General features: G+C 35.9%; 11 protein-coding genes and 1 pseudogene. 7 read left to right on the top strand and 5 right to left on the bottom strand.

Going from position 1 to position 15,086, the window contains the following annotated elements:
- The 3 genes from GHT08_RS21360 to GHT08_RS21350 all read right to left on the bottom strand — a co-directional run.
- Window positions 1-136 (bottom strand): transposase (locus tag GHT08_RS21360; RefSeq protein WP_193568336.1); only part of this gene is annotated, 136 nt, incomplete at its 3' end.
- Window positions 137-375: 239 nt separating this feature from the next.
- Entirely contained in the window at window positions 376-1,641 is a 1,266-nt protein-coding gene (locus GHT08_RS21355) for an MFS transporter (protein WP_238343643.1), read from the bottom strand.
- A gap of 312 nt (window positions 1,642-1,953) precedes the next feature.
- Entirely contained in the window at window positions 1,954-4,821 is a 2,868-nt protein-coding gene (locus GHT08_RS21350) for a DUF2252 family protein (protein ID WP_163583411.1), read from the bottom strand.
- A 687-nt stretch (window positions 4,822-5,508) separates the two neighbouring features.
- Here GHT08_RS21350 and GHT08_RS21345 point away from each other — a divergent pair.
- Window positions 5,509-6,303: pseudogene (locus GHT08_RS21345) on the top strand (aminotransferase-like domain-containing protein); the annotation flags it as partial.
- 397 nt (window positions 6,304-6,700) lie between these two features.
- Here the strand turns inward: GHT08_RS21345 and GHT08_RS21340 are convergent.
- Window positions 6,701-7,048 (bottom strand): class II fructose-bisphosphate aldolase, encoded by a 348-nt coding sequence (locus GHT08_RS21340; RefSeq protein ID WP_163583409.1) that lies wholly within the window; start codon window positions 7,046-7,048, stop codon window positions 6,701-6,703.
- A 176-nt stretch (window positions 7,049-7,224) separates the two neighbouring features.
- Between GHT08_RS21340 and GHT08_RS21335 the strand changes: the two genes are divergently transcribed.
- The 5 genes from GHT08_RS21335 (at window position 7,225) to GHT08_RS21315 (ending at window position 12,657) form a co-directional block, all read left to right on the top strand.
- Window positions 7,225-8,001 carry a MurR/RpiR family transcriptional regulator gene (locus tag GHT08_RS21335; RefSeq protein WP_163583408.1) on the top strand — a complete coding sequence of 259 codons (777 nt, stop codon included), beginning with the start codon at window positions 7,225-7,227 and terminating at the stop codon, window positions 7,999-8,001.
- A gap of 909 nt (window positions 8,002-8,910) precedes the next feature.
- Entirely contained in the window at window positions 8,911-9,855 is a 945-nt protein-coding gene (pfkB, locus tag GHT08_RS21330; protein WP_163583407.1) for a 1-phosphofructokinase, read from the top strand.
- Entirely contained in the window at window positions 9,842-11,284 is a 1,443-nt protein-coding gene (locus GHT08_RS21325; RefSeq protein ID WP_163583406.1) for a PTS fructose transporter subunit IIC, read from the top strand. The genes pfkB and GHT08_RS21325 overlap by 14 nt, the downstream gene beginning before the upstream one ends.
- Complete coding sequence (locus tag GHT08_RS21320) at window positions 11,265-11,720, top strand: PTS sugar transporter subunit IIA (protein WP_163583405.1); 456 nt, start codon at window positions 11,265-11,267, stop codon at window positions 11,718-11,720. Before GHT08_RS21325 ends, GHT08_RS21320 begins: the two co-directional genes overlap by 20 nt.
- A gap of 25 nt (window positions 11,721-11,745) precedes the next feature.
- On the top strand, window positions 11,746-12,657 hold the full coding sequence (locus tag GHT08_RS21315) for a class II fructose-bisphosphate aldolase (RefSeq protein ID WP_163583404.1): 912 nt from the start codon (window positions 11,746-11,748) through the stop codon (window positions 12,655-12,657).
- Between the two features lie 246 nt (window positions 12,658-12,903).
- Here the strand turns inward: GHT08_RS21315 and GHT08_RS21310 are convergent, their stop codons facing one another.
- Entirely contained in the window at window positions 12,904-13,845 is a 942-nt protein-coding gene (locus GHT08_RS21310; protein ID WP_163583403.1) for an LCP family glycopolymer transferase, read from the bottom strand.
- Window positions 13,846-14,018: 173 nt separating this feature from the next.
- On the opposite strand from GHT08_RS21310, the gene GHT08_RS21305 reads away from it, so the two are divergent.
- Window positions 14,019-15,020 carry an LLM class flavin-dependent oxidoreductase gene (locus GHT08_RS21305; protein WP_163583402.1) on the top strand — a complete coding sequence of 334 codons (1,002 nt, stop codon included), beginning with the start codon at window positions 14,019-14,021 and terminating at the stop codon, window positions 15,018-15,020.
- Window positions 15,021-15,086 lie beyond the last annotated feature (66 nt).

Here is a 15,086-nt window from a genome sequence, read left to right as displayed (position 1 = left end):
TTTCACTCAATGACACAAATTTATCTTTGGCATCATCCGAAATCGTATCATCTATTACTTTTCTTCGATACTTCACGACTAGCACAAGATGGTAATACATCAAGAATACTGAATGATTGTTACTGTCTAATTTCATTGTTATAATACCATATTGAGGAAAAAGACTAAATAAAAAAACTTTGGGCTGTCGCCCAATCGAAATTCATCTCCCCCTTATCGTTGGGCTACGCCCTTCACACGTTTGAAGAGGGAGACTTCTTTCTGAAGAACGTTAAAGTCAATAGTTAGTCTCTTTTTAAATTATGGGCTTGTTTCCTACTATTAATTTACAAAAAAGCGAGAATAAGTATAGTGATAATACACTTTTCTTTCCACTTAACTCATTGCCTTGATTTTCTTATCAGAAGGGACAAAGAATAAAACAATCATGCCTATTACAAATAGGACGATCAAGCTTAATATACCAGCATTAGATTTTCCAGTGACCTGTGATGTAACACCTACTAATAATGGTCCTGTTACAGAAGCAAATTTTCCAAAAATGTTATAAAAACCAAAGAATTCATTTGACTTATGTTTCGGGATTAATTTAGCGAAGTATGATCGACTTAATGCTTGCAATCCACCTTGAGAGGTCGCTACAAGCATAGCAAGTATCCAAAAATCAACCGCCGTTTCCAGAAAATATCCATAAATACATACAACGATATATATCATGATTCCTACATTCAACATAATTTTTGCGGAGAAGCGATCTGCCAAGCGCCCGTATAAAATAGCAAATGGTGCCGCCACTATTTGTGTGACAAACAGCACAATTAGCAATACCGTCGCATCCACTCCCACATCTGTTCCGTATGCAGTCGACATAGAAATAATCGTACCTACACCATCTATGTAGAAAAAGTAAGCAATCAAAAAAATCGTTAAATACTTGTACTCTCTAATATGTGTGACCGTTTCTTTCAAACGAAGAAAACTTGTCCGGATCGGCTTAGGATCACGTTTAATCGCATGAACTTGCTTTACATTTTTCAATAGTGGAATAGAGAAAATTGTCCACCAAATACATGCGATTAAAAAGGCAATTTTACTTGCTGTAGTGCTTGAGATTGGAATAATCCCTTGCTGAGCAAGCAGAATAACAGCAATACTGAATACGAATGGGATAGCCCCACCTATATAACCTAAACCAAATCCTCTCGCAGATACTTTGTTCATCCTCTTATTTTCTGTCACATCTACTAAAAAGGCATCATAAAAAAGATTGGCACCCGTTGACCCAAGCGAAGCTAGTGTGTAGAAAATAAGTAATAATAACCATTCCCCTTCAGGAACAAAAATAAGTGCGAACGTAGAGAATATACCTAACGATAAGAAGCTAATAAAGAACTTCTTTTTGTATCCTTCATAGTCTGCAATTGTTCCTAAAATCGGCCCGATAATTGCTAATATAAAGGTAAAAATAGCAATCGTGTAACCTAGATATGCTGTTGAATCTGCCCCGTCTACTCCTGACAATGTAGCTTGAGCTTTGTAAAAGATAGGAAACACTGCGGTGGTAATAATAATTGAAAAAGCATTACTGGCCCAATCATATAACATCCAACTTGTTTCTTGCTTCGTATATCTCTTCATGATTTCACCATCCTTATCATACTATTCTACTAGACTTTTTCTCAAAAAAGGATAAAAATAATGTAAAAATTTACAAAAAATTAAACTTTATCTGTCATTCTTTACTTCATATTCTTAAAGATATTGCGTACGAGCAACTTAACCTTGAGATTTTAGAAGGGTTTTATGGAACAACTAGGTCCCTTCAAATAAAAAAATAGATTTCATCCAATTGTTATATGTTTTTCTACGTATCTTATAAAAAAAGCCAATGCACACGATGTTCGAGCATCGTACACATTGACTCATCGGCATAAACAAACTTTTAGTTATAGCTTATATCTGGCTATTCTTCCTTTTATGAATCCAAAATACGGTACCACCTAAAACTAGTAGAGCCATTCCTAGAAGCAGAAAGTTAAATATCGATGTCGCTGTTTTGGGTAATAATTTCTCGTTATGCTGATCCGTATCGCTTTCCGAAGAATCTTTTCGTTTTTCTTCATCCTCTTCTGATGAATTTTCCCCATTTTCCACTTCATTATTTTTATCGCCATTGTCATCTTTGATGTTTTGGTCATCATCTTTTTCATTTCCTTCTTGTTTCCCATTATCATTATCGTTTTCTTTTTTTACACCTTTGCCATCATCGTTTCCATCACCGTTATCACCACTTTGATCATCATCATTACCTTCGTCAAATGCTTGATCGTCATGTAACACAGTGTACAATTCATGGTCTTTAAGAACCTGTGCATAATACTTTAATGTAACTTCAGCAAGCTCTTCATCAAAAGCATCCATTTCCTCGAATGTGTCAGATAAGTTTGCTGCAAATGCATCATTTCCTTCATGCATAGCTGCTCGACTGTGTGCATATGCTGTTACTTCTGCACTTGCCTTTATAAAATTATCCAAATCATCTTCTCCACCTATGTCAGATGGACCTATATCATCTTTGAAAGGGGAACGTTCTTTCACTAAATAAGACTGATTTTCTGTTTCTAATGTACCCCAGTGTATATCAGGAAAATTGAGAAATGCCTCTACGCCACTAATAGTTCGGCTAGCATGTGTAGGATATTCGTCACCAGTAAATAAACCTGATGCTTCAACTGCTGATGCTCCTTGTGCCTTCACATCTAGGATGATATCATCCGCTTCAGAATCTGTTTCCCCTTCAATGAGTATATAATAGCGGTCATATCCTAAACTACCTAATCCGGCATTTATTCTTCTCGCAATATCCTTTATATTAAAATAGTCTCTTCCAACACTCGTGATTATTTCTTCATCGATATTGCTGACATAACTATCCCAATTATTTTTCATTTCACTTACTTCTTCGTCAGTTACTTCTTCTAATCGATTATTGGTTAAATCGAATACTCGTCCCTCTTTTACTGTTGTCCATTTTGCTAATTCACCGTTCAATGGCTCTTCACTAACTTCTTTTGCAAATTCGCCAATAAAGCCTTCTAAATTATCCTTTGTGAAATAGTGTTCCTGAACGTTCACGGATCCATCCGCAACATGCTTAATTGCTTCTCTATAATACCTTCCATATTGTTCAACCGTCTCAATAATCTCTTCAGCCTCAAGCTGCAAATTAGGTGCAGCATCATTAAGAAGATATAGACTTGTCCCATAATTTAATAAATCGAAATAAAATGGCGCAATAGCTGCTTCATCAAAATCATTCAATTCAAAAATAGCTTCACCATTTCTATTGCCATAAAATCCAAGATTCTCTATATGCAAATCACCGGTAATCCAAGTATTGGCTTGATTAAGCGGCGACCAACTTTCTGGAATTTTCACTACTTGATTCTTCACATCAAGAAAAAAGAGTGAAGCCGTCCCCCGGTAAAAAGCAAACGGGTTAGCCGCTATTCGCTCAAGCTTTGATGCCCTTACATTACTATCCTTAATATATTGATTAGATTCCATAATATATTGCTGAATCGTAGCCATTCTTTCTGACCCGGCTAATGCATTTAAATCTTCCAGATCAACAGCCGGACCATCCGATATGATAAAATCAGTATCTTCAATTCCATCATAATAGTGCGCTACTGGGGAGAAATCCTTTATTGGGTTATCGCGCAGGTTCAAACGAACGGTTAAATTCTCTAAATTGCTCAATGGGCTAATGTCCGTAATGTTATTATCTCGCATGTTCAAATCTTCAAGTAAAACTAAATGTTTTAACACCGATATATCAGAAATGTTGTTTCTTCTTATGATAAGCCTTTCTATTTTCGTTAAGTTTTCTAATGGCGTTATATCACTTATATGATTGGTATGGATGTTGAGTTCTTTCAAATTGGTTAAATTGGCGATAGGACTTAAATCAGAAATACCGTTATTTCTAGCACTTAATTCTTCCAGGTTAACTAAATTTTCTACCGCACGAATATCTGTTACACTATTATCACGAAAATCCAAAATTTTTAGGTTAATTAAGTTTCTAACAGGTTCCAGTGATTCAACATTATTCACGCGAAAGTCAAGCTCTTCTAAATGGCTTAATGATGCAAGATCTTCTATAGAATCGATCTCATTCTCTCGTAATTTCAGTATTTTTAAGTTAGTTAATTCTTTTAGTGGAGATAAATCAGAAATACGATTTTCATTTGCTGCTAGTTCTTCTAAATTGCTTAAATTTTCAAGGTATGTAATATCCGCTATACTGTTTTCTCTTATGTCCAACTCTTCCAGTTTTTGTAAACTAGCTACTGCTTCAAGTGATTCAATATCATTATCGCGAACATTCAATTCTTTCAAATTGGTTAATGCTTCAATCCCTTCTAAAGAAGAAATCGCGTTATCTCTTAAATCAAGTATTTCTAAGTCAGCTAATTCTGCTAATGGAGATAAATCAGAGATTTCATTCTCTCGCATCTCCAATTCTTCTAATGCTGTTAGTAGTTCAACCCCTTGTATACTTTCTATCCCTAACTCTCTCACATCTGTTAATTCTTTTATTTCCTTCAAAGCTTCATATGATAATTGTGCATGACCATTAGATTCAACTTCTTCTTGAATAACTTGCAAAAAGGCATCATCTTCAAATGCATTCTCAATAGCGGTGACTTCATCCACTATATTCTCGTCTTCACTTTGGGCTAAAAGCTCTTGGTTGGTAGTAAAGCCAAATACAAACATTATAAAAATCGTACTTAAAAATAATAGTCTCCTCATTTTTCCACTCCTCATAATCCGTTACCAGGACTATAATATCATTTTCTACAAATTCCCAGAGAGGATTTACAAAGAGTTTACTTAAATATTACATTGAATTAACGTTAATCGAGCTTAGATCTATTAAAAAAATCATTTCGAAAAAGCCTCTTCATCCACGACTAATTGAAAATCAGGATGTTTCCGTAAGATACTCACAGGGCATTGAGAGGATACACTTTCACGTTATGGGGATATTTTCACAAAAGAAATTCACTGAAGCTGGTACCATGAAGAAGACGGAGCCATATCTATTGATTTTAAAAAATAATCAAGAGAATGTTTATTTATGTACAAAGCAATGTTAATAGAAAGTAATCAATCATTAGCTTTAGAAAATGAGGAGGGCAGACAACTTAATGCAGAGAGCACATCCTATTCACTGAATCAATGTATATATATCAAAAGGTGTTCAATTTTATCAAGCGAAAACTGTTAAATTAACTTTAGCAAATTAAACTTTGATAGAAGAAAAAATGGTACTTAAAGCTATTTTAAGTACCAAAAACATAGAATGTAGAGGCTTTGATTGATTAAACCTCGATATTTAATTCTGCTACAGAATATAATACTGCTTTTCCAGCCATCTTGACTCGAGTATCCTCATGTTTACAATAAAGCGTTCCTCCTCTACTAGACAACTGTCTTGCTACCATTCTTACCGTACCAGTTGACAGCGATGGAATGCGAGTAGATTTACTTCACAATTTGTGTGATACATATAATCCTAAAATCATTTATACGGTCCCTACGTTTCATAATCCAACTGGTGCTGTCATGCCCACAAAACGCCGCAGACAAATTCTTGAGATTGCTAGAAGTACGCAGTGTTTAGTGATAGAGGATGATCCATGCAGTGAAATCTATTTTGAAAGAAAGCCTCCTGCATCAATAAAAAGTCTGGACAAAGACGGTCATGTTATTTACTTGAAAGGCTTAAGTAAAATATTAGCTCCAGGTTGTAGAATTGGAATATTAGCTGCTTCTGGTTCGATATTTAAACGTCTATTAGCTGCAAAGGCTAACGCTGACTTAGGAAGTCCTTTACTTACACAAAAAGCCATCATTCCAAAAAGAATGATGGATCACCTAAAAAAATTAAGAACAGCTTTAAAAATAAGGCGTGATCTTGTTATGGAGATTCTTACGCAACATTCACCTAAAGAAGTTACTTGGTTCATACCAAAAGGAGGATTAAACATATGGCTCACTCTTCCTTCTTGGATCGATACAGATCACTTCTTAATAGAAGTTAAAAACGAGCAAATCACTTTTTTACCTGGGTCAGCTTGTTACCCGACAGAGCAAGAAAATCATCATTTGCGATTGAGCTATTCTTATATGAATGAACAACAATTAACACAAGGAGTATCAACTATTTGCAACCTCCTTCAATCTTCAATTGATTTAAAAACAACTCGGGATAGCTCACCACATTTTTGATTATGGTTCAAATGGATTGTTTAGGAGCCTACCACTTTGTTAGTACAAACATTCAGACACTGTATGTATTATGGCTTTCCTACACAATCCGCTACATTTATTGAATGTATCTGGCTGTTTGTCATGCTATCAAACATATGGGAAACAAACAGCACCCTACAACTATCACCGTTATTAATGGTGAAGAAGTAAAGGTTACAACTTCGCTTTTGTATTGTATTTTGGTAATTTGCGGATAAATGAGAGACTATGATATAACCTTTTTTAAAACTATTTTAAATATCTAAAAAGCGACTAACTAGAAAAAGAAAAAGAAACCTATCTAAGTAATAAAGATAAGTTACTTCAATTAGTGTGTGATATTTATGCTTTCGATAAAATCTATGCTAAAATAAACTTACAATAGTTGGAACAGATTTGATTTCTCCATTACAATATCTTTAATTCTATTATTGGCAGGTAATAGAAGTTTTCTTAAAGAAGTTAATGGCTGAGCTGTTGAAAAAGTTTTATTAATTTCTTCAATATAGGATTTATTCAACTCTGTTCCAACATTTATTTTTTTCATCCCTTGTTTAACACATCTTCTCATATCTTGATCAGATACTCCTGTGCCTCCATGAAGTACTATTCCGACTTCTTTCATATTAGAAGATAACTCTTCAAGCAGTTCAAAATTAATGTTGGCTTTTGAAATGCTTCTAGAACAGGTACTAACTACCTCTCTTTTATTCAGTAGTTCCATTTTTCATTCAACCAAACAAGGTTACCAATTAAATAGTGACCTTTCCCAAATATAGTGAATAATTAGGCCCATTTACTTCCATTCTGCTCTTTAACATGATTCAATAAGAATATATCATCTTTTCTATCTAGTTTAGTGATAAATAACAGATACCCAAAAACGTTAGGGGGTTAATTATGAATAACATATTATTTGATATACCAGCAAACACTTACAAAACATTAAGCGATACAGAAAAATATTTACTAGAATATATTCACAAACACTTAGATGAGATTTCCTCTATGTCGATCGTCAAGCTAAGTGAACATGCTAATGTATCGACAGCTACCATTGTAAGACTCATGAAAAAAATAGGATATGACGGCTATACTTCATTTAAATACAGTCTAAAAGAAAAAGTGAAGCTGTCTGACGAAAACAATGAAATGGAAAATATTGATCAAAAGATTAAACAAGCAATTCAGAAGAATGAGCATGAAGTCATCAAAACGATTCAATTACAAAGTATTGGGCAAATTGAAGATGCTGTCCAAAAGATTAATGATGCCGAGAAAATTTTTGTGTTTGGACGTGGTTTCTCTGAAATGATAGCGAAAGAGATGACAATTAAGCTACAGTTAATGGGGAAAAACTGTGAAGAACATAATGATCCAAATATCATTAGAATAAAATCAAAAAACATACAACCTAATGAAATAGCTATCTTTGTTTCACTAAACGGGGAAACGGAGGAACTAGTAGAAGCTTGTAAAAACTTAAATATAAGGCAAATCACCACGATTACCCTCACCACCAGAATGGAATCTAGTCTCGGTCAGATGTCAGAAATGACCTTTGTTGGATACAAAGGAAGCCAGTCCTACTTTCCTGATTATGAAGTCCGATCTCGCCTTCCCTTGAGTGTTATCTCCAGAATTTTATTAGATGCTTATGCAATACGAACGCTGTAAAGAAGCTGGGACCCAACGAAAACATTCTATGCTTTAGACGAACGTTGACAAGAGATCTAACCTATTCAAATGTTGCTTATTTATTCATAGTAGATATCTACTACAAAATAATGAAAGCACTATTAGATGTGCGGTCACCTAAGACATAATTTTGAAAAATATAGTGATGATAACTACCACTCCGGCTGCCTACTTCCCTTCTCTGGGTATAGTCGATTATCCTCGAAAGAGAAAACTTTTTCCTCGGAACAGGACAGCGCTTCCGGAGATATCTCCTTCCCTTCCCTGGATATAGCCGTTTATCCCCGGAAGAGAAAACTTTTTCCTCGGAACAGGACAGCGCTTCCGGAGATATCTCCTTCCCTTCCCTGGATATAGCCGTTTATCCCCGGAAGAGAAAACTTTTTCCTCGGAACAGGACAAGCGCTTCCGGGGATATCTCCTTCCCTTCCCTGGATATAATCGTTTATCCCCGGAAGAGAAAGCTTTTTCCTCGGAACAGGACGGCGCTTCCGGGGATATCTCCTTCCGTGGGGTTTGAACGACGGCATAGAAAACACTACGAAAGTAATGTTTGTTTGAGTAGTTGTTGCATTTGTCTCCAACGAAGTATTCTGCCGGAGCGATTTGTCAGCATTCTCCGAGGAAGAATGGATGAAAGTAAATCCATGCACGTTACTGCACAGTTTATGTTTAAGCCGTTATAAAAATCATAAGCTTGCATTTAAAAAGACCCGAACTATTCCATTTGTTATGGAATTAAAGTTCGGGTCTTTATTTGACTTAGATACTTGTGTCCCAGCTTCTTTTTATTTTTACAACAAACGAAAACCTTTACATATCCTGAAAACATTTACAGCTAAACATGTGCCATAATGAAAATACCAAGACAACAAGGCAGGTGAGCACATGATTTATACATTAACACCAAATCCAGCGATTGATCTGTATGTTGGATTAGACCAGTTAAAACCAAACGTCGTGAATCGAACATCTGAAGAAGACTATCAGCCAAACGGCAAAGCAATTAATGTATCGTTTATGCTTAGTAAGTTTGGAATCACTAATACTGCAATGGGCTTTATCGGTGGTTTTACTGGAGAATTTATCAAACAAGAATTACAGAAGTTTTCCATTAACACAACAATGGTTTATGTAGAGGGGATTACGAGAATCAATCTATTCGCTAACGCAGATCAAGAATACAAAATTGTAAACAAAGGACCACTGATATCTAGGATTAAAAGGATAGAAATGCTCAACAACATCAAGGCGTTACCAGCTAACAGTATACTATTTGTCTCAGGCAGTTTACCGAGAGGTATTGAAGATGATTTTTATATTAATATCGCCGACATATGTCATCAAAAAGAAATCAAACTGATTTTAGATATTAGTTCACATGCATTACTAGATTGCTTGAAATATAAACCCTTACTAATTAAACCTAACGAAGATGAGCTTGCTTTCTTTTTCCAAATACCACCATCGGAGCTTACTGAAGAGAAAATCATCGAACTAAGTAACAAACTCTTGAAAATGGGAGCTCAGCAAGTACTCGTTTCTAGAGGAGAAAAAGGAGCCATTTACACATCTTCTCAACGAATCGTGAAAGTAAGTTCAGCTAAAGGACAAGTAGTAAATACCGCTTGTGCAGGTGATGCTATGCTAAGTACTTTCATTGGAAAGTTAGAACTTCATCATTCGTTAGAAGACGCTTTAATCTATGCCTCTGCTGCAGGAGCAGCTACAGCTTTTAGTAAAGGACTTTGTAGTCTTTCACATATGGAAGCACTTATACCAGATATTGAAATAGAAGAATTAAAGGAGGAGAGTTTATATGACAAATATTAAAATTGTTGCAGCTACAGGTTGTCCGACAGGTATAGCACATACTTTTATGGCAGAAGAAGCTTTAAAGAAAGCAGCAAAGAAGCTTGGTGTCGACATTAAAGTAGAAACACATGGCCAAGTCGGAGTTGAAAATGAACTTACCAAAAAAGATATTGCTGAAGCTGACGGGGTCATTGTTGCAGCTGATAAAGATGTCTATACGTATCGTTTCCATGGAAAACCAACAGTAGAAGTAACAGTTGCAAAAGGTATTCATGAAGCTGAACAATTAATTCAAACAATTATTGACGGGAAAGCAACCGTATTCAAAGCAAAGAAAAGTAATACCACTGAAGAAGACGAAAATGTATCACAAAAAAGTAATCATTCATTAGCTCATTCCATTTACAAACATCTGATGAATGGAGTTTCCCACATGCTTCCATTTGTCGTAGGTGGCGGGGTTTTGATCGCACTATCATTTTTATTCGGTATACATTCTGCTGAACCAGACCATCAGAGTTATAGCCCTATTGCAGCCACTTTAAATGATATCGGGGGGCTTGCCTTTCAAATGATGGTGCCAATACTGGCAGCATTTATCGCCGAATCTATTGCTAAGCGACCAGGGATGGTAGTTGGTTTTATCGGTGGTCTGATTGCAAGTAATGGCGGAGCTGGGTTCTTAGGGGGTATTGCCGCTGGTTTCCTTGGTGGTTTCATTATTGTCGTACTAGGAAAACTACTAGAAAAGATGCCAAAATCACTAAATGGATTGAAATCAATCTTTTTATATCCTTTAATTGGTATCTTGTTAGTCGGTGCGATAATGACTTTACTAGTAGAACCAATGACAACAATAAATGAAGGCATGATATCTTTCTTAAGCAATTTCCAGAATGCAAACCCTATTTTACTTGGTGTAATTGTTGGCGCTATGAGTGCCTTTGACATGGGTGGCCCTGTCAATAAAGCAGCCTATGTAACAGGTACGGCTTTACTCGGAGAAGGTAATTACTACTTTATGGCTGGTGTATCTGCTGCTTGTATTACACCACCACTTATTACAGCATTTGCAACGCTATTTTTTAAAAAGTATTTTAATCAAGCCGAGCGCAATGCTGGTGGAGTTAACTTTATTCTTGGATCTACTCATATTACAGAAGGTGCCATCCCATTTGCAGCCAAAAACCCTATTGTTGTAATCCCAATATTAATGATAGGTTCCTCTGTATCCGCTATCCTGACGTATATGATGAACATTGAAGTCCCAGCTCCACATGGTGGATTCCTTGTATTACCAGTCGTAACAGGAGCTATACAATGGGTGATTGCTATATTAGCTGGTTCACTAGTTGGAGCATTTATTTATGGTTTTTATAAAAAACGTAGTTATTTAAAAGATCAACAAGCGAAAGGTGATGAAGAAGATGGACAACACATTGCTTGATATCAATCAAATCAAACTAAAACAAAAACTGACAACACAAGAAGAAGTATTCCAACTAATCTCAACGATTGCTGTTGAACAAGGGGTTGCTTCAGACCCTGATGAGGTAATAGATGGATTACTGAAACGTGAACAAGAGAGTACAACAGGCTTTCAAGATGGATTCGCAATTCCACATGCGCAAGTCGATACCATTAAACGGCCTGCGATCATTATTGTATCTTCAAGCGTCGGAATAGAATGGAATGCTTTAGATGGAAAGCCAGCTACCTTCTTTATCGCGCTATTAATCCCAAAACAAGAAGCAGGTACGACACACATTCAAGCACTTGCTTCTATTTCAAGAATGTTAATTCATGAAGAAAAACGCGAAGCACTAGCACAAGCTGAAAACACAACAACTGTAATGGAAGAGCTCTTAGGAGCCTTTGCATAATAATTTTACCTAGGGGGAGAATCATATGACACTCGTATCATCCACACCAATGCTACAAGAAGCTAGAAAGTCCGGTTATGGAATTGTCGCTTTTAATGTTCACTCATTCGATATGCTTTACTCAGTTGCCGAAGCAGCAGCGGAGATAGATGCACCTGTTATTATTCAAACAACTGTTGGAACAGTTCAAAATTTAGGACCTGATAGTATTGTAAAAACAGCACTTGCTGCCTCTGAAAAATATGATATTCCAATGGCACTTCACTTAGATCATTGTACAGATCTAGAAGTAATCATTCAGTGTATTCGGGCAGGTTACACTTCTGTCATGATTGATGCTTCCATGTATCCTTTTGAAGAAAATGTACGTCTTACAAACCAAGTGATGGATATTGCAAAACATATTGATATAAATGTAGAAGCTGAACTTGGAAAAGTAGGTGGTGTAGAAGACAATATAGTCGTTTCCGAGAAAAATGCAGAAAAAGCAGTACCAACTGAATGCAAGGAATTTATTCATAGAACAGGTGTACCAACATTAGCCCCAGCAATCGGAACAGCACACGGCATTTACAGTGGTGATCCAGATATCGACTTCGACCGTATTGAAGAAATCGCTAACCTTGTCGATGAACCACTTGTTCTACATGGTGGATCTGCTATACCTGAAGATGATGTAAAACAATGCATATTATTAGGAATGGCAAAAATGAATGTATCGACAGAATTAAAGAATGCATATTCGGAAGCTATTAAAGAACATTTTTCAGAAATGCCAGATTCTTTGGATCCTAGAAAATATCTAGCAAAGGCAAAAAATGTTGCGAAAGAATTAGCCAAGAAGAAAATGATACTAGTTGGGGCCGCTGGAAAAGCATCAGAAATAAAAGGAAAGGCATTTCCGAATCGATATAAATTAGATTCAGTACGGGTATAACGATTAACATCGAACATTGAATGATGTACTGATTCCCACCAAAACAAGAACATCTACTTTGATGTTCTTGTTTTTTGTTTCATTCTTTACGTGAACATGTAAAAATTTTGAGACTACTTAGATTCGGACCTTCCTAAAACACATTAACTTATGTAGATTAGAAGTTTTTTCTATCTCTTATAAATGTAACGAAGAAATGAGGTGGTTCCATATTGTTATTTCATTTCAAGATGGGGTTTACTGCAATTAGTTAGTACCTGTTTCAACAATCATATCATGAGCTTTAGCTAATTCTTCATCTGGCACAATATAATAGTAAATACTATCAATTCTTTTGCCACTTCCTTGTAACATATATTCTTCCGTGTTATGGCGAACATTAGCATAATTAGCTAATAAATCTTGCATATCATCAAAATCCATATTAGTCTCCATATTATTACCTAATATGTCTATGAAACTATTAATTTTACCTACGGAAGCAATATTTGCTCCTTTATCGATTGCTGCCTCTATTACTTGTCGTTGTCTACCAGTTCTACCAAAATCTCCACTTGAATCTTGTTTTCGCATTCTTACATATCCTAATGTCTGTTTTCCGTCTAGATTTAGCTCACCTTCTGCATAGTGGAATCCTTTATCTACCCAGTCTAGATCATTTTGAACTGTTATTCCACCTAGTTCATCAATAAATTCAACCAGGCCTTCCATATTCATTTCAACATAATAATCAAGTTCAATATCTAGTAAGTTTTCCACCGTATTAATTGCCATATCAGCTCCACCGAATGCATAGGCGTGATTTATCTTATCTTCCGTTCCTCGACCAATAATCGTTGTTCGAGTGTCACGAGGAATACTAAGAATTTGCATTTGATCTTGCTTTGGATTCAAGGTTAATACCATTAAAGAATCCGAACGACCACGTTCACCAGGTCGCTTATCAACACCCAATAACAAAATATTCAATGGATCAAGATCACTTACTTTCTCCTTGGTCACTTTACGATCAATGCTCTCTACATCAATGTGCATCTGATCATTTACTGTTTTCTTGGCATTATCATAAACAGAATAAGCATAAATAGCAAATCCAATCACTGCGACGAAAATGGCGATTAATACGCCGAAAAGAACTTTTAGCCATAACGGCTTTCTTTTTTTAGATTGTTTGATTTCCGCTGACATTTTTATCGCTTCTTTCCTATTAAATTTGATCCATATGCATTATATCATATTTTGGTAATTTGTGGATGAAAGACTTTCAATAACTTGAACATTTCCTTCAAGCAAATTAATACTCTTCCATAACAGTTATTGTTACGATAGAACAGTAAGTTATTGAAGAAAGGAAATGAAGTATGACAAATATAAATATACCTGTTTCTGTCCTTAACTTAGTCCCGATTCGCAAGGGAAATGGACCGAAAGAAGCAATTGACCAAATGGTAGAACTGGCACAAGCTGTTGATCAAATGGGCTATGAAAGATATTGGATAGCCGAGCATCATAATACAACAACATTAGTGAGTTCTGCGACAACCATGTTAATGAAACATACACTTGAGAATACGAAGAAAATCCGCGTTGGATCAGGTGGTGTAATGCTGCCAAATCACGCTCCCTTAGCAGTAGCTGAGCAATTTGGTACGATGGCGACAATCTATCCAGAACGTTTAGATTTAGGATTAGGTAGAGCTCCGGGAACAGACCAGTTAACCGCTAGTGCCTTAAGAAGATCGAAAGATGATCCAGTTTATACATTTCCACAAGATGTACAATCATTGTTAACCTATTTTGGACCTGAAGAAGAGCAAGGATATGTCAAAGCATTTCCTGGCTTCGACACAAATATTCCAATTTATATTCTTGGTTCATCACCTGATTCTGCTCATTTAGCTGCAAAGCTGGGCTTGCCTTATGTGTTTGCATCCCATTTTGCCCCAAGACATATGGAAGAGGCTATTTCGATTTATCGCAAAGAGTTTCAAGCCTCCCAATATTTAGATAAACCATATATGATGGTTTGTTTGAACGTGATTGCAGCAGAAACGGATGAAGAAGCGAAATTTGAATCAACTACGATGCAACAATTTTTCTTAAATGTTGTTCGAGGTTCAAAAAATCCTTTAAGCCCGCCTGTAGAAGATATGGATGAGTTATGGACCATGCAAGAGAAGCAAGTCGCTTCGTCTATGTCTAGCGCTACACTTCTAGGTAGTAAAGAATCGATTCGCAAACAATTAACAAATTTCCAGGAGAAATACCAAGTAGATGAACTAATGGCTGTTTCTTATATATTTGATACAGAGAAACAAAAAAAATCTTATCAAATATTAAAAGAAGTTGTAGATGGTGAATAATAAATGAATTAAAAAAGCGCAGAGTTGGAATGGTGGTTTGATATGCTCCCTTCTAAGTAGACAGAT

Origin of the sequence: Gracilibacillus saliphilus, assembly GCF_010994085.1 — a bacterium.
Classification (GTDB): Bacteria; Bacillota; Bacilli; order Bacillales; family Amphibacillaceae; genus Gracilibacillus; species Gracilibacillus lacisalsi.
Note: the sequence above shows the minus strand (reverse complement) of the source record. Positions and strands in the feature narration are given on the sequence as shown.

Bases quoted from the DNA above. Each gene is read 5' to 3' on its own strand.
- GHT08_RS21350 (WP_163583411.1), bottom strand. From the start codon at position 4,821: ATGAGGAGACTATTATTTTTAAGTACGATTTTTATAATGTTTGTATTT.
- GHT08_RS21340 (WP_163583409.1), bottom strand. From the start codon at position 7,048: ATGGAACTACTGAATAAAAGAGAGGTAGTTAGTACCTGTTCTAGAAGC.
- GHT08_RS21335 (WP_163583408.1), top strand. From the start codon at position 7,225: ATGAATAACATATTATTTGATATACCAGCAAACACTTACAAAACATTA.
- pfkB (WP_163583407.1), top strand. From the start codon at position 8,911: ATGATTTATACATTAACACCAAATCCAGCGATTGATCTGTATGTTGGA.
- GHT08_RS21325 (WP_163583406.1), top strand. From the start codon at position 9,842: ATGACAAATATTAAAATTGTTGCAGCTACAGGTTGTCCGACAGGTATA.
- GHT08_RS21320 (WP_163583405.1), top strand. From the start codon at position 11,265: ATGGACAACACATTGCTTGATATCAATCAAATCAAACTAAAACAAAAA.
- GHT08_RS21315 (WP_163583404.1), top strand. From the start codon at position 11,746: ATGACACTCGTATCATCCACACCAATGCTACAAGAAGCTAGAAAGTCC.
- GHT08_RS21310 (WP_163583403.1), bottom strand. From the start codon at position 13,845: ATGTCAGCGGAAATCAAACAATCTAAAAAAAGAAAGCCGTTATGGCTA.
- GHT08_RS21305 (WP_163583402.1), top strand. From the start codon at position 14,019: ATGACAAATATAAATATACCTGTTTCTGTCCTTAACTTAGTCCCGATT.